Consider the following 21819-nt stretch of genomic DNA (forward strand, 5'->3'; position numbering starts at 1 on the left):
CCCGTGATCCGTCCGACGGAAGTCAGGGGTGCATGACGATCTTTCCCACGTGTCCCCTGCGGGAGAGTTCTTCCTGCGCGCGAGCGGCCTGGTCCAGCGGGAAGGTCGCGGCGACGACGGGCTGGACATCGGCCCGGCGAGCCAGGTCCATGAGGCGGCCGAAGTGCGCGGGCGTATGCATCGCGGACCCGATGACCTGCGCGTTGTGCAGGTAGAGACGGCGCACGTCGAAGGACACGTCGTAGCCGCCGAGTGCGCCGGCGATGACCCACCGGCCCCCCTCCCGCAGCAGCGGCAGCCCCTCACCCACCAGTTCGCCGGCCACGACGTCGAGTGCGACGTCGATGCCCTCCGGGGCGGCAGCGCGGACCTGCCGGACGACGTCTCCCGCGCGGTCGACGACCTCGTGCGCGCCTGCCGCACGCACCGCATCGATCTTGGGTCCGCTGCTGATGGCGAGGACCCGCGCGCCGCGCGCCCGGGCGATCTGCACCAGCGCGAGGCCGACGCCGCCGGACGCTCCCGAGACCAGCACGGTTTCTCCCTTCCGTAGCCGGCCTCGCTCGATCATGCCCAGCGCCGTGCCGTAGGCGGTCGGCAACGTCGCGAGCTGGTCGTCCGTGAGCGGGGATTCCGTCACGTCATGCACTCGCTCCACCGGCGCGGTCACGTACTCGGCGTATCCGCCGTCGCGTTCGCTTCCCATCAGGCCCACCGGGTGGGCGTCCGGTCCCTCGGTGTCGTAGATCGCGGGGTCGACGACCACTCGGTGTCCGACGAGGCTCCCCTCCACGCCGGTCCCGACGGCCACGACCCGCCCGGCCACGTCGGCGCCCTGGATCCGCGGGAAGTCGATCGGGCCGCGCCAGCCCGACAGCGTCTTCGGGTCTCCAGGACGGCCGTAGGCGCCCTCCCGGGTCCACAGGTCGGTGTTGTTCAGGGCCACCGCGCTGACCTGGACCAGCACTTCTCCTGCCCGCGGGGCAGGGACGGCAACTTCCGTCAGCTCAAGGACCTCCGGTCCTCCGTGCCCGGTGATGCGCACCGCTCGCATGGACTGGGACACAGTCATCGCTCGACCTTCCCGCAGGTATACTGATCTGTGAACATCTTCCACCGTACACCGATCAGTGAAGGGGTGCGTCGTGCAGGAGGCGCGGCCCATGACGCCCGCCGGCCGCCGCATCGTGGCGGCCGCCGAGGAGTTGTTCTACAGCCGAGGAATCACCGCGGTCGGCGTGGATCTCATCGCCGAGCATTCGGGAGTCACCAAGCGGACCCTGTACAACCAGTTCGGGTCGAAAGACCACCTTGTGACGGCCTGTCTCACGGAACGCGACCAACGCTGGCGGTCACTCGTCCGAGCCGCCGTGGACGCCAGCGACACCCCCGCCGAGGCCGTAACCGCACCCTTCGAAGCACTGCGGACCTGGAGCGAGACCAACACCCGCGGATGCGCGTTCATCAACGCACTTGCGGAACTCCCGGACCCCTCGCATCCCGCACACCGTGTCGCCGCGGCCCAGAAGCTCTGGCTGTTGAACCTGTTCGAGGAACTCGCCGCCACGGCGGGCTGCTCGCACCCGGCCACCCTCGCCACCCGACTGCTCGTGCTGCACGAGGGCGCACTCGCCCTGCAGCCCCTGCCGGTCGACAGCCTCCCGGAGAGCACCGACCTGGCACGCATGCTGGTCCGATCCGGCATGCGACCCCGCCACTAGCCACGTATCCGGCAAATCCGAGGATCGCTCCGCGCCCAGGGGCACGAAGGCAGCTCCGAGAGCACGGCGGAACACCGCGCAGGCGTCGCGCCCCGGGGCTGCCGGCCGAGCAGGGTCCTCGCCTCTTCGGTGCTGTGCCGATTGCGGCGGCCCGGAGCGGGAGTGATCTTTCGCAGCGCGGGTTCCCGGAACCGGGCCATGAAGCGAACGACGGCGTCGGGGATCCGCCGGGTGGGCACGCGGCGGCCGTCGTAGCCGAGTCCGTCACGCAGGACGCCGGCCATCTCCCGCATCCACACGAACTCGCCGTCGCGGGCCGCGCTGATCATGACGCCCGGGTCGGCGCCGGCGGAGAGGCCGAGAGGAGAGGCGACGTGCAGGACGTGGTCGACGCCTTCGAGGGCCGCCTCCCACCCGGCGTCGCGGGCGAGGTCGGCGACCGTGAAGCCCAGCCTGCCCGCGGGGTCGGCCTCGCCGGGCAGGGCGTCGAGGACGGAACGGACGAGCTGCGCCTCCGCGGGGTGTCCCGCGGAGGCGCGCTCACTCACCTACCGATCAAGTAGGCCCGCTCCACGGTCTGCTGGACCGTGTTGCCCGCCTTGTCGGAGGCCGTGACCCGCAGGGTCACGTACCCGCCCTGCCGGTGATCGCCCGGCGACTCGACGGTGGCGGTGAACCGGTTGTGGCCGCGGTCCTTGGTGCGGACCTGCCCCTTCCAGGTCCTGCCGTCGTCGAAGGACGCCTCGACCTTGAGCTTGACCCCGGTGGGGGCGGCGAGACCGTCCTGATGTCTGACGGTGAGGTCGAGTTCATGGCGCTTCCCGCCGTCGACCCGATTCCACAGGTCCGCCTCGACCCCGTAGTCGACCTGGAGGAGAGGCAGCAGCGTCTCCTCGGCCGCGGTGTCCGAACGGAAGGTCCACGACGTGGCGGTCCGCGTGCCGGTCCGCCAGTAGTCGCTGAGACGCTCCGTCGTCAGGTCCAGCCGGTAGTCGGCCTGGCCGGCGGGAACCGGGAAGTTCCCCCAGGCGGCGTTGGAACTGCCCACGACCTTGCCGTCACGGTGGAGGACGGCCGTCACCGTGTCGCCGGCGGGGTAGGTCGGCTCGTCCATCGTTCCGGGCGATCCGGCCCTGCCGATGCCGCCCGACAGTCCGGGGGCCTGCTTGCGGGCCCAGTGGCCGGCCATCGCGTCCGTGTACTCCGGGATCGCCAGGCTCAGGACGTTGCCGGTGCGAACGGAGGGATTGCTCCAGCCACGCGGGATGGAGGGCCGGACAACGGCCTTGTACCACTCCTCCGTGGCCTTCTCCCCCGGCGCGTAGGTGCGGGGGGCGTCCTGCAGGCCCGACCGCATGGCGAAGTCCGCGTACGGGCTGGTGATGAAGTCGACGTGGTGCATCCACTCCGTGTCCCCGGAGGAGACGTACTCGGAGCGCGTCAGACCGGTCGGCACCGCGCGCGTGGTCTCCATGGTGACCTTCGCGAAGGGGCGCCAGCTGAAGCGCTGCTCGGCGGTCCAGTCCAGCGCGCTGTTGTCCGCGTAGGACGCCTTCACCTGCGCGGTGTTGCGGTCCGAGACGGTGTACGTCGCGTCCTGCGGGATCTGGTTCTTCCAGATCGCTCTGATGTCGTACAGGTACGGGCTCTTGACCGTCCCGGAGACGTCGACGAGGGCCTTGTGCTTCTTCATGTACTGCAGCAGCTCAGCCCCGTCGGCCGCCGTCACCCGGACCACGGGGACGGCGGAGCGGGTGTCCGTCGGCTGCCAGCGGGTCCAGGCCACCAGCCCCTCGGGCAGGACGATCACGAGGCCCTTGGCGCCGGCCCGCGCGGCCATCTCCGCGAGCTCGTACTCGCCCGAGGCTGTGTCGTCGCGCATCACGGCGAGCTTGCCTCGCACGGTGCCGGGCCGCAGGTCCGGGTTCTCGACGGTCCCCGCGTACACGGCGGTGAGCCGCTCGCCCTTCGGGTCGAACGGGGCGGAGCGTGCGAGGTAGTACGGATCCAGGTCGAAGTCCGCGCCGCGGACCTCGGTCCTGATGTCGGGAGCCGCCATTTCCCAGCGGGTGTTGAACTCGAACTCGCCCTCGGTGACCTTGGACGTGGGAGTGACGTACAGGTCGACCGACCCGCCGCCGTCCTCGTAGTAGGTGGTCCGGGCCGCCGCCGCGCCGTCGATCTTCCGGTACGTCTGGAACGTCGCGTTGTTGCGCCGCTCGGCGGGCATGGGTGTGCGCACACGCACCGGTTCGGCCTTGCGCGCGTCCAGGGTCACGGTCGTGTCCCCGGCGACCTTCACCTCGGGCTCCACGACGTGGATGAGCCGCGTGTCGCCGCCGCTGTGGTGCAGCAGCGTGCCGCCGAACTGGTAGGTGCCCTCCTCGACCTCGAAGACCAGGGGGTCCCAGCTGACGAACTGGACGTCCGTTTCTCCTCCGAAGACGTCCACGATGTTCCAGCCGGTTGCCTCACCGTCAGGGCCGTGGGACTCGATGGTGACCTTGTGCATGGGGCCACGGACGATCAGGCTGACGGTGGTGTGGACCGAAATCCCGTCGGAGGACGTGGCGGTGACGTAGCCGTAGTAGGAGCCGCGGCCCGCCTTGACCGGGTCGACGCCGACCGGGACCTCGGTGGTCGCGCCCGGGGCGACCCGGACGGTGCCCGCTCCCAGCGTCAGTCCCTGGGCGGGCAGTTCCCTGCCGCCGTTGGTGGCCAGCGCGGCACGCAGGTTCAGCGAGACCTCGGCGTCGGAGTGGTTCGTGTAGCGGATCACTCCGGCCCGCTCCACCGGGGAGCCGTCCCTGCCGAACGGACCCATCGCGATCGTGCCGGTGGCGGTGACGGGTGCGGAGAAGGCCGCCTTGACGTCGACGCGGCCGCCGCCCTGCTGGGTCGGCACCTGACCGGACACCGTACGGGACGTGCTGATCAGCGCGTCCTTGAGCTGCTGCCCGGTCCAGTCGGGGTGTTGCCCGGCGAGCAGCGCCGCGGCACCGGCCACGTGCGGCGTCGCCATGGACGTACCGTCCGCGGCGACGTAATGGTCGTCGATCGGGGCGCCCATGGTCGTACCGGCGGCGCGCGCGGCGACGATGCCGACGCCCGGAGCCGTGATGTCCGGCTTGACGGCCTTGTCGCCGACACGCGGCCCACGGCTGGAGAACGAGGCCAGCGAGTCGTCACGGTCGACGGCGCCGACGGTGAGGGCGGCGTCGGCCGCGCCGGGCGACCCGACCGTCATCTCGCCCTGCCCGCCGCTGTTTCCGGCGGCGACGACGAAGAGCGCGCCGCTGCTGCGGGAGATCTCGTTGACGGCGAGGCTCATGGGGTCGGTGCCGTCGGTCTGCATGTCCGCGCCCAGGCTCATGTTGATGACCCTGGCGCCCTGGGCCGCGGCCCACTCCATGCCCGCGACGATCTGGGACTCGGTGCCGTAGCCGTCGTCACCGAGGACCTTGCCCACCAGCAGGTCGGCGCCGGGCGCGACGCCCTTGCGCAGGCCGTCCGAGGCGGCGCCGCTGCCCGCGGCGGTGGCGGCGACGTGTGTGCCGTGCCCGAAGTGGTCCTTGGTCGAGCCGCTGCCGGAGAAGTCCTTGGCCTCGGAGACGCGGCCGGCGAGGTCGGGGTGCGTCTGGTCGGCACCGGTGTCGAGGACCGCGACCTTGACGCCCTCGCCGTGGTAACCGGCGGCCCATGCAGCCGGGGCGTTGATCTGCGCGGTGCTGCGATCCAGTGTCGGACGCACCTTGTGGTCCAGCCAGATCTTCGGGGTCGCCGCCACCGCCCTCGCGACGGACGCGTCCGTCGCCGGTGCGAGCTGCTTCCAGAAGGCGGCCAGGTCCTGGTCCGCGACGCTCAGGGCCTGGGCGTCGATGCTCTTCAGTTGCCGCGGCTCGCCTGAGCCCTCGTGGAACTCCGCGAGCGCGTCCTCCCGTTCGGCCGCTGCGCGCGCCGAACCCTTGGGAGCGGACACGATCAGGGGCAGGGCGTCGGCGTGCGCCTCGTCGTACCCCTGGGCGATGAGAGCGCCGACGTCGAAGAGCCCCGCGTCCAGCCGCTCGCTACGGACCAGCGGCGCCGCGTCGGACGGCAGGACGGTCAGGCCGCCGTCGCTTTCGGTCACCTGGAAGAAGACGTTCTCGCGCCCCGGCGCGCGCCGCACCGAGGCGGTCTTCCTGCCGTCCGGCGCGTCGCTGACGGTGACCACGTCACCGGTGATCAACCGCACGGTGCTCGTGCGATCGCCGGATGCCGGCGTGGGGGTGTCGGCCCCCGGCGGAGACTGGGCGGCAACGGGCGTTATCGCGCCCGTCGCCACTACGGCCGACATCGATATCACCGCCCAAAGGCGGATGCGTCTCATGGGTTGGTTACAGCCTCTCTTGTCATTTCCCGGCATCGGAATCAGGGCGGCAACGCACTGGCCTGTCACACAGGGGACTTGTGGGACGAGCGGCAGCCGGCCACGACATCGGGGGCTGCCGGGCTCGGGGCGAGGCGTTGCCGCCCCGGTCGGCCTCAGCTGGCGGCGCTGCCGGTCAGGCCGGCGCGGAGTGCGGGCCGGCCGCAGCCGTGCGGGCCGTGCTCGGCACCTCGCCGGCGGCCGGCGTCCATCCTGTCGCTGTCCACGCCAGCAGGCGGTTCGGTGCCATGCGCAAAAACCCTTCGTCAACCGGGGTTCACAACCTGTCCGAGATCATGCGCCCCGCGACCTGGCGTGTCACCGTCCTCCACGTGGCACGAATGCGCCATGTCGAAACTGCGACAGCCGTCGCCTCCAGGTGGGCGCGCGCAGCCCCCACTCCTGTCGACCACGCCCAGCCACGCCGCCCTGGGCGGGACCTGTTGGTGGATAATTGCGCAATTACTGGACATCCCAGTAGATTTCAGCCTTCACTTCGAGATGTCACTGACAGACGGGCAACGGATGACAACGGACTACCGCCTCGCGGTGACGAGCCGGATCACACCGGCGGCGCACCAGGAAGGACAACCCCGCCGATGACCGGTCGCACCACGACATCCCGGGCCGACATCCGTGGCTTTCGCGCCGGCGACGGACCGCAGGTGGTGGAGGTGTGGCGGCGCAGCGCGCCGGCCGACGCCGTCACTGCGGACCGCTTCCGTTCCCTGGTGCTGCTCGACGCCAACTTCGATCCGGAGGGTCTTCGGGTCGCCCTCGAAGGGGACCGTGTCGTCGGTGCGGCCTACGCGGTGCGCCGTCTGACGCCGATGACGGGCACCGACCTGGAGCCGGAGCAGGGCTGGATCCCGTTCTTCTTCGTCGACCCGGCCGTTCGCAGGCGCGGCCTCGGCCGCCGGCTGCTGGCCGACGCCCTCGACTGGCTGCACGGCCACGGCCGCACCCGGGTGGACTTCTCCTCGTACACCCCCAACTACGTCCTGCCCGGCCTGGACGCCGAGACGTACCCGGAAGCGGCCCTGCTCCTGGAGTCCCTGGGCTTTCGCACGCTGTACGAGGCGGAGGCGATGGACCGCGGCCTGGTGGGCTATCGCTTCCCGGAGCACGTCGCGCGCCGCGTCGAGGAACTGACGGCGCAGGGCTACCGGTTCGCCACCCCGTCCGACGACGACCTGGTGGATCTGTTCGCGCTCGCCGGCAGCCACTTCGGTCCGGACTGGGCGTGCACGATCCGCGCGTGTCTGGCCGCCGGCACGTCACTCGACCGGATCGTCGTCGTCCGGGACCCTTCGGGCCGCCTGGTCGGCTGGGCGATGCACGGCGCGTTCGACGCGGTGGACGAGCGGTTCGGCCCGATCGGCGTGCTGGAGGAGATGCGCGGCACCGGACTCGGCGAGGTCCTCCTGCACCTGGTCCTGGAGAGGATGCGGGCGCGCCGCGCGCACTCCGCGTGGTTCCTGTGGACCGGCGCGCAGTCCCCGGCAGGCCACATGTACCGCAAGACCGGCTTCACCACGACCCGCGTGTTCCGCGTGATGCGCCGCGAGGCCGCCGGATGACCACGGCCCGCCGCACCGGCGGCCTGAGCCGCCGTCACTTCGCGCTTGCGCTCCCCTCGGCGCTGCTCGCCTCCGGATGCGCCGCGCCCCATCAGGGCACCGGGCGGCCCGGGGACCCGGTCGTCCTCACCCTGCTGACCCACTACGCGAGCGGGGTGCTCAAGGAGGCCCTGCAGGGACCGGTCGACGAGTGGAACACCGCCCACGACCGGGTCAAGGTGCAGACCAAGGCCGTCGAGTTCACGGACCTGCTGACCACGTTCATGGTCCGGCAGGCCGCGGGGCAGGGCGCCGACATCCTCCACCCGTACTGCTTGTGGAACGGCCAACTGGTCCAGGCCGGCGTCCTGCGACCCGCCCCCCGGGAGCACGCCGAGGAGATCACACGCGGCTACAGCGCCGCCGCGGTCGACGCCGCCTCGGTGGGCGGCCAGGTCTACGGCTATCCCACCGAGGTGCAGACGTACGCCCTCTACTACAACAAACGGCTGCTGCGCGAAGCCGGCGTCGACGGCCCACCACGCACCTGGCGGGAACTGGAGGAAACCGCCTACCGCACCGCCAGGCGTGACCGGTACGGCAACACACTGGTCCAGGGCTTCGGGCTGTCGACCGTCGACGACTCCACCACGGTCGGCCAGACACTCGCCCTGCTCAACGCCGCCGGCGGCGTGTTCGTCTCCAAGGACGGCAGGAGCACCGCCATCGACTCGCCGGCCGGACGGGCCGTGTTCGATCTGGAGCACCGCCTCGTCGTCGGAGGTGCCAGCGCCCCCGGTGTCAACGTCTACAAGGCGTTCCGGTCCGGGCAGGTGGCCATGGTGGTCAGCGCCGGCTGGTGGACCGGGAGCCTCAAATCCCTGATGGGCAAGGACTACCGCGACGTCGGCGTCGCGCCACTGCCCCTCCCCGAGGCGGACGGCAGGCGCGCCACGCTCTCCACCGGTTTCATGCTGGGGGTCAACGCCGACAGCAAGCACCCGCGCGCGGCCTGGGAGTTCCTGCGCTGGCTCAACACCGAGAAGGTGAACGTCAAAGGCGCCCAGGGGGGCGGGAGGGCGACCCGGATGAGCTCCCTGCAGGTCTCGGCCGGTTCCCTCACCGGCCGCGCCGACGACATGCGCACGCTCCTGGGCACGCACAGTGACCCGAACCTGCGCCCCTTCCTGGACGCGCTGGCGTACTCGGTGCCGGAACCGAACGTGCCCGGCGCACAACAGGCCAAATCGCTGCTGCGCAAGAACGTCGAGGCGCTGTGGACCGGCCAGCAGACGGTCGACCAGGCCCTGCGCACCACCCGCCGTCAGGTCGACCGAGAGGTGTCACGCTCATGGTGAACGCGCTGACGCCGGCCACGACCGAGCGGGCGGCACCCAGCACGCGCTCCGCCTCGCCCGCCGTCGACGGCCACGCCCGGGCCCGGCGCCGCCAGGCCGTCGTCGCCTATCTCTTCCTCGCGCCGACGTTGCTGTTCTTCGCCGTCTTCCTGCTCCTGCCGCTCGGTTTCGCGCTGCTGCTGTCGATGTCCCGCTGGGCCGGGTTCGACCTCGGCGGTATCGAACCGGTCGGCATGGACAACTTCACGGGCCTCTTCGCGGAGGGGTCGACGTTCCTGGCACCGATCCTCACCAACACGCTGCTGTTCGCCCTGGGCACCGTGGTCCTCTCGCTCGCCGGCTCCGTGGTCGTCGCCACCTGCATCGACAACCTGCGGTTCCAGGGTCTGTGGCGCACGCTCTACTTCCTGCCGATCGTGACGACCGTCGTCGCCGTCGGCAACGTGTGGAAGTACATGTACGAGCCGGGCGGCCTCGTCAACGGCGTGCTCAACTCCCTCGGGCTCGGCTCCGTTGCCTTCCTCCAGGACCCGGACACCGCGCTGCCCTCGGTCGTGGTCGTCCATGCCTGGGCCTCGGTCGGCTCCGCGATCCTCGTCCTGACCGCCGGGCTGAAGTCCATTCCCGAGTCGTACTACGAGGCCGCGGCGCTCGACGGCGCCGGACCGATCACCGTGTTCTGGAAGATCACACTTCCGCTGCTGCGGCCGTCCCTGCTGCTCGTGTGCATCACCCAGTTCATCAGCGGCCTGCAGTCGTTCGCGCTGATCACCGTGATGACCAAGGGCGGGCCGGGCGACGCGACCAACGTGGCTGCCCTGGAGATGTACCGGCAGGCCTTCTCGTACGGCCAGTGGGGCCCTGCGAGCGCCGCCGCCTTCGTGCTCTTCGTGGTGGTTCTCGTGGTCACGCTGGCGCAGTTGTGGATCTTCCGACGCAAGGAGGAGGACGTTTGACTTCCTCCCCCGCCTAGAGGCGGGGAATTCCAGCGGCCGCCCGCTGGGGTTCCTGCTTCGCCGACCACCGCCCCGTCCGGGAGGACTCCCGTTGAGGTCTTACACCGTCTCCACAGGCAGACGCCGCCAGCCCGGCGGCCAGGATGTTGCGTGCCGCGTTCGAGTCGCGGTCATGCACGGCGCCGCAGCCACACGTCCACTCGCGGACGTTCAGCGTCAGCTTCTCGCGGACCGTGCCGCAGGCTCCACACAGCTTCGAGCTGGGGAACCAGCGGTCGATCACGACGAGTTCGCGCCCGTACCAGGCGCACTTGTACTCGAGCATGGAGCGCAGTTCCGTCCACGACGCGTCGCTGATCGCTCGCGCGAGCGAGCGGTTCTTGACGAGATTGCGGACGGTGAGGTCCTCGATCACGACCGTTTGGTTCTCACGGACAATTCGAGTCGACAACTTGTGCAAAAAGTCGCGGCGCCGGTCGGCGATCCGCGCGTGAACCCTGGCGACGCGACGCCGGGCCTTCTCCCGGTTCGCCGAGCCCTTCGCCTTTCGCGACAGCTCCCGCTGCGCGCGGGCGAGACGGGCGCGGTCCCGCCGTTCGTGCCGGGGGTTGGCGATCTTCTCGCCGGTGGAGAGCGTCGCAAGGGAGGTGATTCCGGCATCAAGGCCGACAGCAGGGTCGGTTGCGGGCGCTGGGGAGATGGTGTCCTCGACGAGCATCGAGACGAACCAGCGTCCAGCCGCATCGCGGGACACGGTGACCGTCGTGGGCTCCGCGCTCCGCGGGAGGGGACGCGACCAGCGGATGTCCAGCGGCTCTGCCGTCTTGGCCAGCGTGAGCTGTCCGTCGCGCCACTTGAAGGCGCTGCGGGTGTACTCGGCCGACGCACGGGACTTCTTCCGGCTCTTGTACCGCGGATACTTGGCCCGCTTGGCAAAGACGTTCCCGAACGCCGTCTGAAGATGCCTGAGTGCCTGCTGGAGCGGGACGGAGGACACCTCCGTCAGGAAGGCGAGTTCCTCGGTCTTCTTCCACTGTGTCAGCGCGGCGGACGACTGCACGTAGGAGACACGGCGCTGCTCGCCGTACCAGGCCCGTGTGCGCTCCTGCAGCGCCTTGTTGTACACGAGCCGGACACAGCCGAACGTGCGCGACAGCTCAGCCGCCTGCTCGCCCGTGGGGTGAAAGCGGTACGTGAAAGCCCGCTTGACCTGCCGCGTCATGCCTCACAAGCCATCAGCTCCCTTCTGAGCAGCGGGAATCGGCCGGACAACGGTGGACACCGGTCCACCCTGACGGCGAACCGCCTGTTACCGCCCTGCTCCGCAGGAGCTCCGCTCCCTCCCCAGCCTGAAGGCCAGGGCATCCATGAAGGAGAGCACCGATGATCCGCCGCCGTATCCCGTGGTTGTCGTACCTGGTGGTCGTGACGGGCGCCGTGCTCACGGTGGTGCCGTTCCTCGACATGGTGATGACGTCGTTCAAGGGGGCCGGTGAGGCCGGCACACTGCCGTACCGGTTCGCGCCCAAGGCGTTCGACCTGTCGAACTACCGGGCGGCGATCGACCAGCTCGATCTGCCGGTGCTCTTCCGCAACAGCGTCGTCGCGACCCTCGTTATCACCGGGTCGGTGCTGATCACGTCATCGCTCGCCGGCTACGCGCTCGCCAAACTCCGCTTCCCCGGCCGGAACTTGATCTTCCGACTCGTGCTGTCGACGATGATGTTCCCCCCGTTCCTCTTCTTCATCCCGCACTTCCTGATCCTGGTGCACTGGCCGCTCGCGGGCGGCAACGACCTGTTCGGGCGCGGCGGCGCGGGCCTGACCGTCAGCATCGCGGCGCTCGCCATGCCGTTCCTCGTCAACGGCTTCGGCATCTTCCTGATGCGCCAGTTCATGGTCTCGATCCCGGACGAGGTCCTGGAGGCCGCGCGCATCGACGGTGCCGGCGAGTTCGCCGTGTGGTGGCGGATCGTCGTACCGCAGACCAGGCCGGTCGTGCTGACGCTCGGTCTGCTGACCTTCGTCCAGGCGTGGAACGAGTACATCTGGGCGCTGCTCATCTCGACCGCCAACCCGGACGTGATGACCATGCCCGTCGGCATCCAGTTCCTGCAGGACTACGTGGATCCGACCCGCACGATGCCGATCGTCATGGCCGGTCTCGTCCTGAGCATCCTGCCGGTCCTGATCCTCTTCCTGCTGCTGCAGAAGTACTACATCCGCGGCGTGATGCTCAGCGGCCTCAAGTAGGAAGCCTCGGCACATCACGTCGTCGTGCCTTGCCGACCGGCGCAGGACCCCGTGCCGCACGGGGTCCTGCTGTCGCGTCGTCAGCTGGACGGGACGGTGACGGCCCGGGCGTTCCATCCGGAGACACGTACGCGTGGGGTGCGGTCCGGGTCGGCTGTCCGGTGGGAGGCCACGAGAGTTGCCGATTCGCCGGGCCACAGGCTGATCTGGTTGTCGTTCCAGTGGACGGGCAGTGCGGGAGTCCTCCCGTCCGCCGACATCAGGTCGACGTCGGTGAGCAGAGCGGGGGCTTTCGTGGTGCCCGGGTGACGCAGGGTCACGGTGGTCGTCGACATGCCGGCTCTGGTCTCCGTCGTCGTGGCTGTCACGTCCAGGGCGACCTGCGGCATCGAGTTCAGTCCCGTGAGGTCGGCGTAGGAGGTGGTGGGCGTGTAGTACCAGTCGGTGCGGGCGTAGTCGAGGACATCCTTGCGGGTGGAGAGCCAGTAGACGTTGCGGCCCAGTTCCCGGCCGGCGGAGTCGGTGAGCAACAGCCGGGCCAGGTAGGTCTTCGCCAGACCGGGGACCGTGTTCGGGAGGGTCAGCGAGGTGGTGGTCACGCCGCGGGCCTCGACGTCGACACCGGTCACCGTGCGGTCGTACTTCTCGGTCCCGTCGGGGTTGAAGAGCGTGACCCGGGCGTTCAACCCGGCGGCGACGGTCGCGCGGTTGTTGACGATGCTCACCGTGCGCTTGTCGTAGCCGTACTGGATGTGGAGGGGTTCGTTGGCCTTCTTCGCGCCGAAGTAGGACCCGTTCTGGTCGAGATAGCGGTCGATGAGCTGCCAGTGGAGGGAGGTCCAGCCGCTGTTGAGCATCCAGTAGATGACGCCGGTCGCCGGGGCGGAGGCGTCCTTGGCGTTGCGGGAGTACGCCTCGAACTGCGCCCGGACGTTCTCGTACTGGGCGAGCTGTGCCTTGCGTACGTAGTCGCCGAGATCCTTCGGGCGTCCGTAGCGGCCGGCGAGCGCGGCGTTGTACAGCTTCAGTGTCGAGAACGTGGCTGAGGGAGAGCGGTGGTACTGGGGAGCCGAGGGCTGCTTCCAGAGGGTCTGCAGCTCGGCCGGGGTCAGCATCCGCCGCAGTGTGTCGAGCGTGGGGATGCTGGGGCCGGCGCTGGTCTCGGAGTTGAAGCCGGTGGCTCCTCCCTCGCGCTTGTCGTACCAGTAACCGGGCGGAACCCAGTCGTAGGGGCCGGTCATCCGCATCCCGGAGCGGCCGGTGACGGGTGTCGGCTTCCCGGAGGCGGAAGGGATCACGGGCACCTTCCAGTCGGCCGCCCGCAGCGCTTCGAGGTATCCCGACTCGATCTTGGCGTTGGGCGCCGCGTCACTGCCGATCAGGAACGAGATCACGCTCGGGTGGTCGCGCAGCCGGGCCGCCTCGGCGGCCATCGACGCCTGGGCGACCGCATGGTCGGCGGCGTCCCACTTCTCCCCGGACTCCGCGGGGTTGACCTCCCCTTCCCACTTGTTGCAGCACTCCCAGCCGGCGATCGTGAGGATTCCGTACCGGTCGGCGAGGTCGAAGAACTCGTCGGGCTCCAGGTGGCCTTCCAGGCGCAGTGTGTTCAGGCCCAGGTCACGGACGTACTGGAGGCGGTCCTCGACGTAGGTGGGGTCCCAGCGCAGGAACTCGTCGGGGGACCAGCCGGCGCCCTTGATCAGCAGCGGGCGGCCGTTGATCCGGTACTGCCGCGCGCCGTCGGCGTTGATCGGTGCCTGCACGTCGCGGATGCCGAAGGTGGTGTGTGCGGTGTCGGAGGTGACCCCGTCCACCGTCACTGCCAGGTCGAGGTCGTACAGGGGCTGCTTGCCCATCCCGGCGGGCCACCATACGCGTGGCGAAGGCACATGGAGTGCGGGTTGGTCGGCGGGAGAGTAGACCACGGTCCGACTCTCCCCGGGCTTCAAGGTCACCTGCCGGCCGAGGGCCGCGGGCCCCGCCGTGCCGGAGAGGCGCGCCGTGACGGTGTCGGGTGAGTCGTTGCGCAGGCGGGCCTTGACGGTCAGGTCGGCGGAGGCCAGCGACGGCACGGCCAGGTCGCTGACGACGTGGGCGTCACGGAGGACCACGGGGCCGCTGCGGCGGACGACGACGTCGCGCACGATGCCCATGTTCCGGTCCGGCGGCGGCTGCAGCCAGTCCAGCCAGCCCACGGTGAGGTGCTTGCGCGGGTCGTTGGGCTGGATCCGGAAGGCGACCGTGTTGGTGCCCGGCCTGATCAGCGCGGTGATGTCCAGCTCGTGTCGGGTGTAGGTCCCGGCGACCGTGCTCGCCGTCGCGATGCGGCGGCCGTTGACGAAGACGTCGGCGGCGGAGGTCACCCCGCTGAAGTCGAGATACGTACGACCTGCCCGGCTGTCCTCGACCGAGAAGTCGGACCGGAACCACCACGGGACCGTGAAGTCGGCGGCCGGGATCCGCTTCTGGTTGGTGGAGTGGAACGGGTCGGGGTGGACGCCGGCCGCCAGCAGGGCGGCGAGGACGGTGGAGCGAGGGCCGGCCTGGTACCAGTCCTTCGTCCGATAGCCGGGGCTGGACACCTCGGCCGCCGGGTCCTTCACGGAGGCGGTCGACTGGATCATGAACCCGGCCAGCGCCCTGCTGGAGTCAGGAGCGACGGTGACCACGGCGGCGGCCGGCGTACCGGTCGCCGCCTGGCCGGTGAAGCCGACCGGGGTCAGGGCGGGGGCCAGGAAGGCCAGCAGGCCCAGGAGTGCGGAGACGGCGAACCGGCCGGGTGCGCGAGGCCGGCGGCGTGACGGGCCACCGGCCGGGACGGGCCACCGGAACGGGTAACCAGAGCGGCACGGCGACACCCGGCCCAGCTGTTGAGACATGCCACTCAGCATGGTGCCGAAGCCTTGCCGGGCGACGCTCCACATGCCGCGCGTCGCCCGTTCGCAGCAACCGGAGCGGGCGGGTAGGAGTAATGAAGCGGCTCAGGCGAGACGAGTGTCACTCCCCGCAAAATATGCATCCAAGATGCAACATTGCTAGCGTGTGGCTCGTGAGACTGACCAGGTACACGGACCTCGCACTCCGGGCGGTGATGCGCCTCGCCGTCGTGGACGACGAGGAGTTGCTGACCACACGGCAGATCGCCGCCTCGATGAACGTCCCCTACACGCACATGGCCAAGGCCATCGCGCAGCTGCAGAGGCTGGGGGTGATCGAGGCACGTCGCGGACGTAACGGCGGGCTGTCACTCACCGACACGGGCCGCCGTACGCGCGTGGGCGATCTGGTCAGGACCCTGGAGGGGAACCGGGAAGCCGTGGTCTGCGAGGGCGACACCCCCTGCCCCCTCGCGGGTGCCTGCCGACTGCGACGGGCACTGCTGGAGGCGCAGGAGGCTTTCTACTCCTCACTGAACGGCGTGACCGTGGCCGATCTGGTGACGGCGCCGACGGGACCCGTACTGCTCTCACTGGGCGCTCCCCCGGACTGACCGGCCCAGCCGCCGGCGGCGCCGCAGCCCCCGACCGTCTCGCACCACCGCAACGACGACCGTCGCACAGACCCTGCACGACCAAAAATACGCATCTGAAATACCAGTTAACCCAACACCGAAAGAGGAGAGTGCCTGATGCTTTCTGCGCAGTCGGAGCCCATCGTCCGGGCGACGCTTCCCGTTGTCGGAGCCTCACTGACGTCGATCACGGCCCGGTTCTACGAGCGCCTGTTTGAAGACCGCCCTGAACTGCTGCGGAACCTCTTCAACCGCACCAACCAGGTCACCGGCTCCCAGCGCGAGGCCCTGGCCGGTTCGGTGGCCGCCTTCGCCACCATGCTGGTGGAGCGGCCGGACGAGCGCCCGGACGCCCTCCTGTCGCGCATCGCCCACAAGCACGTCTCGCTGGGCATCACCGCCGACCAGTACACCTTGGTCGGACGCCACCTGCTCGGAGCGGTCGCCGAGGTCCTCGGTGAGGCCGTCACCACCGAGGTCGCCGCCGCATGGGACGAGGTCTACTGGCTGATGGCCAACGCCCTGATCGCCATCGAGGCCCGTCTGTACGCCCAGGCCGGCGTCGAGAACGGTGACGTATGGCAGCGTATGGAGATCACCGAGCGGCACCAGGAGTCCGACGACGCCGTCTCCCTGGTCCTGCGCCGGACCGACGGCCGTCCCGCCACACCCTTCCGGCCCGGCCAGTACGTCAGCGTTCGTGTCGGCCTGCCCGACGGTGCCCATCAGATCCGCCAGTACAGCCTGTCCACCGCCCCCGGCCAGAAGACCTGGCGCATCACCGTCAAGCGTGAGCGCGACGCCCACGGCAGGGTCCCCGACGGGGAGGTCTCGTCATGGCTGCACGCCCACGCCGAGGTCGGTGACCCCTTGGAGGTCTCGCTGCCGGCGGGTGACCTCGTCCTGCCCGACACCGGCTCCCCGCTCTTCCTCGCGTCCGCGGGCATCGGCATCACCCCGATGCTGTCGATGCTCGACCACCTCGCTCTCACCTCTTCCACGCGCTCCGTCACCGTCGTCCACGCCGACCGCACGCCGCGCGACCACGTGCACCGTCACGAGCAGGCCGATCTCGTCGACCGCCTGAACAACGCCGACTTGCACCTGTGGTACGAGAACGACCACCACCACTCCCCCGCCGCCAACGTCTTCGCCGGCCGGGCCTCACTCGACCGCCTCACCCCCGACTCGGGCACCACCGCCTATCTCTGCGGGCCGCTGCCCTTCATGCGCGCCGTGCGCGGCGAGCTGCTGGCCAAGGGGATACACCCCTCCGCCATCCACTACGAGGTCTTCGGCCCCGACCTCTGGCTCAGCAAGTAGGGCCGGATCGGGCGGCGTCGTCCACCCGCCCCGGCCGTGGAGCCTGTGGACACCTGAGCACTCTCAGCTCAGTTCCGTCTTCTCGGGCTCCCCGCGGGCGCGGCATCGGCGATGGCCGGGGCGCTCGCTGCCCTCGCCGACGTTCTGCGTGAGGAACTCGATCGAGAGTTTGGGGTCGCCGAGGACCCTGTCACCGACCCGCGCGGCACCGGCCACCGCCGGATCGTCCGTCACGTGCAGCAGTTCGGTGCCCTCGGGCAGGTCGTCACCTGCGACGTATGTGTAGCAGCGGAACACCTCGGCACCGATGACCACCACCAGGTCGTGCCCGGCGAGCCGGTCGCTGACGCCCTTCAGCGACATGCCGAGGGGCCCCTGGTAGAGCGGGGGTTCTCGGGGAACGAGGCGCGGTCGGCAAGGGGCGCGCCGTGGACAGCCGCGTTCACCCTCTCCGCCAAGGCGACAGCGGCGGCACTCGACGCGGAACTCGTCACCAGGGCGGACCATCGCCGCGTCGCCGACCAGCCACCGGCCCGGTCCACACCTGGACCGAAGACCAGAGCCGGCCGACGACTCGCGGTGATCCGCTCGGCGAAACGCACGTCGTGAACGGTTGGCCGCCTACTCATGGTGCGCCTTCGGTCTCGGCTCCGGCCGCGCCGCCGGCGGCATCAGCGACCGCGACTCGCTTGCGATCGCCACCGTCGGCCGAGGAGGACGACGGCCGCACCTGCGGTCACTGACGCGGCGGATATGCCGCCGAGAATGACGGCGTGCGTGGTCTGCCGCCCGGAGCCGGTGTCGGCGAGGGTCCTGCCCGAAGGATCGTCGGCGGTCATCGAGGGGCCGACGGTCTGTGCGGCCTGCTCGATCAGGCGGGTGACCGCGCCCGGCTGGGACACCGCGACGGCGTGGGACGCCTTGACCTCGACGGTGTGCGCGTGGGCGCGCCGGGCCATGAAGCGTTGCGAGGCCGGCGGGATGTTGCGGTCCTCGGTGGTGACCAGGGTCCAGGCGGGGATCGTCCTCCAGGCGGCCTCGGCGGCCTTGTCCTGCAGGGCCGAGGCGGCCACGGGACGCTGAGTGGCGGCCATCAGGTCGGTGACCGACCTGGGTACGTCGGCGGCGAACTGGTCGTGGAACTTCTCGTCCTTGATGTACTGGTCGGTACCGGTGCCACCACCGGGAAGGGGGAACGGCACGTTCTTGAGGGCGCTGCCGAGAGTGCTCCCGGGGAACTTGTCGGACAGTTCCAGAGCACTTTCTCCCACCGCCGGGCTGAAGGCGGCGACGTAGACCAGCGCCTTGACCTGGGCGTCACCGACAGCGGCTTCGCTGATCACGGCGCCGCCGTAGGAGTGACCGACGAGCACGACTGGTCCCCGCACGCTCTTCAGCACACTGTGGACGTACTCGGCGTCACTGGCCAGCCCGCGCAGTGGATTGGCGGGAGCGACGACCGGGTACCCCGCCTGCTGGAGGAGCTTGACCACTCCGTTCCAGCTGGACGCGTCGGCGAAGGCACCGTGTACCAGCACGATGGTGGGCTTCACGCCGCCCGCGCCACCATCCGCCGAAGCCGGTGCCGCCGGGGCCGCGCACAGGAGGGCGACGGCGAATCCAGCCGCCGCGCCGTGAAGACGCCGTGTGCGGCGTCGTATGCCATGGACCGTGCTCATGCCGTTCTCGCCTTCCGTCGGGCTCTACGGCAACACGCTTCACGCGTCCGTGGCACCGGGCCAGCTCACGCGATGCAATCGGGTGAACCCGGTACGGCAGTGGGTGTGACCGCGCCGGCGAGAGGTGTGGGAAGGGCTCGGACCAGCAAGCGGAGATGCTGGTCACTACGGACACCGGGCTGTGCGGGGCACCGCCAGGACAACTGATTACCTATGAAGCCGTCGACTTCGGCAGGATGGGCGCCATGATCGAGATCCGGACCCCCCGCCTCATCCTCCGCCGCTGGCACGACGACGACCTCGTGCCCATGGCCGACATCAACGCCGATCAGCAAGTCATGCGCTGGATCGGCGACGGCTCGACGCGCAGCCTGGAGCAGACGGCGCAGGACATCGAGCAGTGGGAGGAGGAATGGGACGAGGAAGGCTTCGGCCTCTTCGCCGTCGAACTGCTGGCCTCGGGTGAACTGGCCGGACTCACGGGACTGTCCGTGCCCGAGTTCCTGCCCGAGGTACTGCCCGCCGTGGCGATCAGCTGGCAGTTCGGCTCACAGTTCTGGGGCCAGGGATACGCATCCGAAGCGGCCCACGCCACACTGGAGTTCGCCCTCCAGGACCGCGGCCTCGACCGCGTCATCAGCATCAACCGCATCGGCAACGACGCCTCCGAGAACGTGATCCGAAAGCTCGGGATGACGCCAGACCGCGACACCACACACCCGGCATACGGCTTCCCCCTGCGCGTGCACCACATCGACCTCACCGAGTTCCACGCCTGAACACGCGCCCGAACCCGCCGCACGGCGGCTTCTGGCGCACCGACGCCCTCGAATTCGCTCGGGGCGGCCCCTGCGGTCCAGGCACTCTGGTCACTCCTCACACTCGAACCTGGCTCCGGTTCCCCCTCCGACTCCGACACCGGCTCCGACTCCGTGGAAAAAAGTCCCTGCGGTGCGACATAGGTCCCGGGGCCGTCAGGCGTCTGAGACGTGTAGCCATTCACCGAGTGGACGGATCAGCGGAGGATTCATGAGGATGAACAGGGTCGTCATGGCGGCGGTCGTGACGGCGGCGTTGGCGGCCGGGACGGGGACGGCTCTCGCCGGGGGCGGCCAGGCCTCCGGCGGTGCCGACGCGGAAGGCCTGAACATCGCGGCGGGCAAGGCGGCCGCGGGCGGCCAGGAACAGGCGGGGGTGGGGACGCCAGCGCGTGCCGACGCCTCTACCACCGGTCCGCGGGTCGTGCGGCCGTACCAGCCGGTGGAGATCGGGCAGGGGGCGAAGATGGGACTCCTGCCCGAGGGCAAGCAGAACTACGTGGTGGCGTGGAACGACTTCGAGGAGGCCGTTCAGCAGGCCAAGAGCCTCGTCGGTGACGACATCCGCCCCAACAGCCTCAGCGGCGGGATGGGCGTCGACGGGGACGACGTACTGTTCACCGGCGCCTTCCGCACCGACGAGGTACCGGCGCGCATCACCCTGTGCCTCGGCACCGGTGCCGAGGTGGAGGCCGGCATGCTGAGACTGCCCGGCAGGCCGGGCTGGGGCACGTACTACCACGACGCGGCCGGCGCCGGCAGGCCGCAGGGGGCGGTCACGGTCACCGCGTACGGCGCGGACGGCTCGGTCCTCGCCGACCTGACGTACGACGCCTCGCCCGCAAGCCGCTGACGCCCTTTCCGCACGCCTGGAGCTGAGGCCACGCCGTCGTGCCGTCCCGCGTTGCGGGCGACGGCACGACGGCGTGGCCCGGACCGGCGGCGGCCGACCCGAGGACTCGATTGAAGACGAGCACGGAGGCGGAGTTCCGGGCGTTCATGGTCAGCCGCTGGCCCCGTATGCTGCGCACCGCGCACCTGCTGACGGGGCAACACCACGACGCGGAGGACCTGGTCCAGACAGCCCTCGCCAAGGCCTATGTGAAGTGGGAACGCATACGGCGCACGGACGATCCCGATGCCTACGTCTGGCGAATCATGATCAATATCAATGTGGACCGGCTGCGCCGGATGAAGGGCCGTGAATGGCTGACCACGCGGTTCCCGGAGCCGGAGGCCCCGGACCACACCGACGGCTTCGCCGAACGCAGCGCGATACTCGACGCCCTCTCCCGGCTTCCGCCGAAACAGCGGGCGGTCACCGTGCTGCGGTATCTGGAGGACCGCAGCGAGAGCGAGGTCGCTCGACTGCTCGGCACCACCGTCGGCACGGTGCGCAGCCATACGGCCCGAGCGCTGAAGAAGCTTCGCGAACACGCCGTCATGTCCGAACCGGCCACCCTCGGCCGTGGCCGCGGCACGAGAGGGGGCGGTCGTGACTGACGACCAGCGACTCGGCGAACTCCTCCGCAACGAGGCGGACACGTTCCCCACCAGCCCGGCCCCGGTCGACCACGTCGTGCGCAGGGGCCGCGTCGCACGCCGCCGCCGTACCGTCGTCGCGACCGGCGCCGTCACCGCGGTGGTCGCGCTGACAGCCGTGGGCCTGACGGACCTGGCCCGGACTCGGCCGACGCCTCCGACGTCCACGGCCACGGCCACACCCCGCCCCGCTCCGTCACCGGAACACCGGGGCCCTCGCACCGTCTCCCCGTACACGCCGGTGGACATCGGCCACGGCCACCGGATGGCGCTGCTCCCGGAGGGGCGGCAGAACTTCGTGGTGAGCAACGGCGACATCAGTGCCGCCATCGAACAAGCCAGGGACTCCATCGGCGACAGCCTCGGCCCCGACAGCCTCAGCTCAGGCCTCGAGGTCGGCGACGGGCCGCCTCTGTACTTCGGAGCCTTCCGCGCCAGAACTCCACCCACGTGGATAGAGCTCGTCTTCGACTCCGGACTGCGCCGGACCGCCCCAGCGCTGACGTTGCCCGGGGATACGGGATGGGGCACCTACTACGCCTTCACCGACGCCTCGACCGTGGACACCGACTACACGGTCAGGGTGTACGGAAAGGACGGTGAAGTGCTCCTGGCACAACGCTTCGAGGAGGTCGCCGGCCCCTGAAGGCTCTCCTGTCACTGCCGGCTCGCCCTCGCTACGAGCACC

At 70.1% G+C, this 21819-nt stretch carries 18 protein-coding genes; 11 read left to right on the plus strand and 7 right to left on the minus strand.

Annotated elements, in window-relative coordinates; all coding sequences use genetic code 11:
* Positions 1-22: 22 nt before the first annotated feature.
* Positions 23-1072, minus strand: coding sequence for a zinc-binding dehydrogenase (locus tag ACFV6X_RS27400; protein WP_385387664.1), 1050 nt, complete (start codon positions 1070-1072; stop codon positions 23-25).
* A gap of 91 nt (positions 1073-1163) precedes the next feature.
* Between ACFV6X_RS27400 and ACFV6X_RS27405 the strand changes: the two genes are divergently transcribed.
* On the plus strand, positions 1164-1721 hold the full coding sequence (locus tag ACFV6X_RS27405; protein WP_385387666.1) for a TetR/AcrR family transcriptional regulator: 558 nt from the start codon (positions 1164-1166) through the stop codon (positions 1719-1721).
* On the opposite strand, the gene ACFV6X_RS27410 is transcribed toward ACFV6X_RS27405, so the two are convergent.
* Positions 1718-2269, minus strand: a complete 552-nt coding sequence (locus ACFV6X_RS27410) for a hypothetical protein (protein ID WP_385387668.1) — start codon at positions 2267-2269, stop codon at positions 1718-1720. The genes ACFV6X_RS27405 and ACFV6X_RS27410 overlap by 4 nt on opposite strands.
* The gene (locus ACFV6X_RS27415; protein WP_385387669.1) at positions 2266-5955 is read right to left on the minus strand and encodes a S8 family serine peptidase; all 3690 of its coding nucleotides are present in this window, start codon (positions 5953-5955) and stop codon (positions 2266-2268) included. The genes ACFV6X_RS27410 and ACFV6X_RS27415 overlap by 4 nt, the downstream gene beginning before the upstream one ends.
* A 773-nt stretch (positions 5956-6728) precedes the next feature.
* On the opposite strand from ACFV6X_RS27415, the gene ACFV6X_RS27420 reads away from it, so the two are divergent.
* Genes ACFV6X_RS27420 through ACFV6X_RS27430 form a run of 3 tightly spaced genes read left to right on the plus strand, consistent with a single transcriptional unit; the run spans position 6729 to position 10002 of the window.
* Positions 6729-7709, plus strand: a complete 981-nt coding sequence (locus ACFV6X_RS27420; RefSeq protein ID WP_385387671.1) for a GNAT family N-acetyltransferase — start codon at positions 6729-6731, stop codon at positions 7707-7709.
* A complete protein-coding gene (locus ACFV6X_RS27425) occupies positions 7706-9046 on the plus strand; it encodes an ABC transporter substrate-binding protein (RefSeq protein ID WP_385387673.1) in 1341 nt (446 codons plus the stop codon). Before ACFV6X_RS27420 ends, ACFV6X_RS27425 begins: the two co-directional genes overlap by 4 nt.
* Positions 9040-10002: a carbohydrate ABC transporter permease gene (locus ACFV6X_RS27430; protein WP_385387675.1), complete on the plus strand. Its 963-nt coding sequence runs from the start codon at positions 9040-9042 to the stop codon at positions 10000-10002. The genes ACFV6X_RS27425 and ACFV6X_RS27430 overlap by 7 nt, the downstream gene beginning before the upstream one ends.
* Before the next feature lie 13 nt (positions 10003-10015).
* Here the strand turns inward: ACFV6X_RS27430 and ACFV6X_RS27435 are convergent, their stop codons facing one another.
* The gene (locus tag ACFV6X_RS27435) at positions 10016-11224 is read right to left on the minus strand and encodes an RNA-guided endonuclease InsQ/TnpB family protein (protein WP_385387677.1); all 1209 of its coding nucleotides are present in this window, start codon (positions 11222-11224) and stop codon (positions 10016-10018) included.
* Between the two features lie 161 nt (positions 11225-11385).
* Between ACFV6X_RS27435 and ACFV6X_RS27440 the strand changes: the two genes are divergently transcribed.
* Complete coding sequence (locus ACFV6X_RS27440; RefSeq protein WP_385387679.1) at positions 11386-12255, plus strand: carbohydrate ABC transporter permease; 870 nt, start codon at positions 11386-11388, stop codon at positions 12253-12255.
* An 80-nt stretch (positions 12256-12335) separates the two neighbouring features.
* Here the strand turns inward: ACFV6X_RS27440 and ACFV6X_RS27445 are convergent, their stop codons facing one another.
* Entirely contained in the window at positions 12336-15137 is a 2802-nt protein-coding gene (locus tag ACFV6X_RS27445; RefSeq protein ID WP_385387681.1) for an exo-beta-D-glucosaminidase, read from the minus strand.
* A gap of 170 nt (positions 15138-15307) precedes the next feature.
* Here ACFV6X_RS27445 and ACFV6X_RS27450 point away from each other — a divergent pair, with 170 nt between their 5' ends.
* Together ACFV6X_RS27450 and ACFV6X_RS27455 are read left to right on the plus strand one after the other, a co-directional pair.
* Positions 15308-15748 carry an RrF2 family transcriptional regulator gene (locus ACFV6X_RS27450; protein WP_385387683.1) on the plus strand — a complete coding sequence of 147 codons (441 nt, stop codon included), beginning with the start codon at positions 15308-15310 and terminating at the stop codon, positions 15746-15748.
* 138 nt (positions 15749-15886) lie between these two features.
* Complete coding sequence (locus ACFV6X_RS27455) at positions 15887-17092, plus strand: globin domain-containing protein (protein WP_385387685.1); 1206 nt, start codon at positions 15887-15889, stop codon at positions 17090-17092.
* Between the two features lie 63 nt (positions 17093-17155).
* On the opposite strand, the gene ACFV6X_RS27460 is transcribed toward ACFV6X_RS27455, so the two are convergent.
* Positions 17156-17455, minus strand: a complete 300-nt coding sequence (locus tag ACFV6X_RS27460; protein ID WP_385387687.1) for a hypothetical protein — start codon at positions 17453-17455, stop codon at positions 17156-17158.
* Positions 17456-17763: 308 nt separating this feature from the next.
* Entirely contained in the window at positions 17764-18645 is an 882-nt protein-coding gene (locus tag ACFV6X_RS27465) for an alpha/beta fold hydrolase (protein ID WP_385387689.1), read from the minus strand.
* 371 nt (positions 18646-19016) lie between these two features.
* On the opposite strand from ACFV6X_RS27465, the gene ACFV6X_RS27470 reads away from it, so the two are divergent.
* From ACFV6X_RS27470 to ACFV6X_RS27485, 4 genes are all read left to right on the plus strand, one after another.
* On the plus strand, positions 19017-19550 hold the full coding sequence (locus tag ACFV6X_RS27470) for a GNAT family N-acetyltransferase (protein ID WP_385387691.1): 534 nt from the start codon (positions 19017-19019) through the stop codon (positions 19548-19550).
* A 256-nt stretch (positions 19551-19806) separates the two neighbouring features.
* The gene (locus ACFV6X_RS27475; protein WP_385387693.1) at positions 19807-20442 is read left to right on the plus strand and encodes a hypothetical protein; all 636 of its coding nucleotides are present in this window, start codon (positions 19807-19809) and stop codon (positions 20440-20442) included.
* A 110-nt stretch (positions 20443-20552) separates the two neighbouring features.
* The gene (locus tag ACFV6X_RS27480; protein ID WP_385387695.1) at positions 20553-21092 is read left to right on the plus strand and encodes a SigE family RNA polymerase sigma factor; all 540 of its coding nucleotides are present in this window, start codon (positions 20553-20555) and stop codon (positions 21090-21092) included.
* Positions 21085-21777, plus strand: a complete 693-nt coding sequence (locus ACFV6X_RS27485; RefSeq protein WP_385387697.1) for a hypothetical protein — start codon at positions 21085-21087, stop codon at positions 21775-21777. Before ACFV6X_RS27480 ends, ACFV6X_RS27485 begins: the two co-directional genes overlap by 8 nt.
* The last annotated feature ends 42 nt before the right edge of the window (positions 21778-21819 follow it).

The sequence above is a fragment of the Streptomyces sp. NPDC059861 genome (genome assembly GCF_042731435.1).
Lineage (GTDB): Bacteria > Actinomycetota > Actinomycetes > Streptomycetales > Streptomycetaceae > Streptomyces.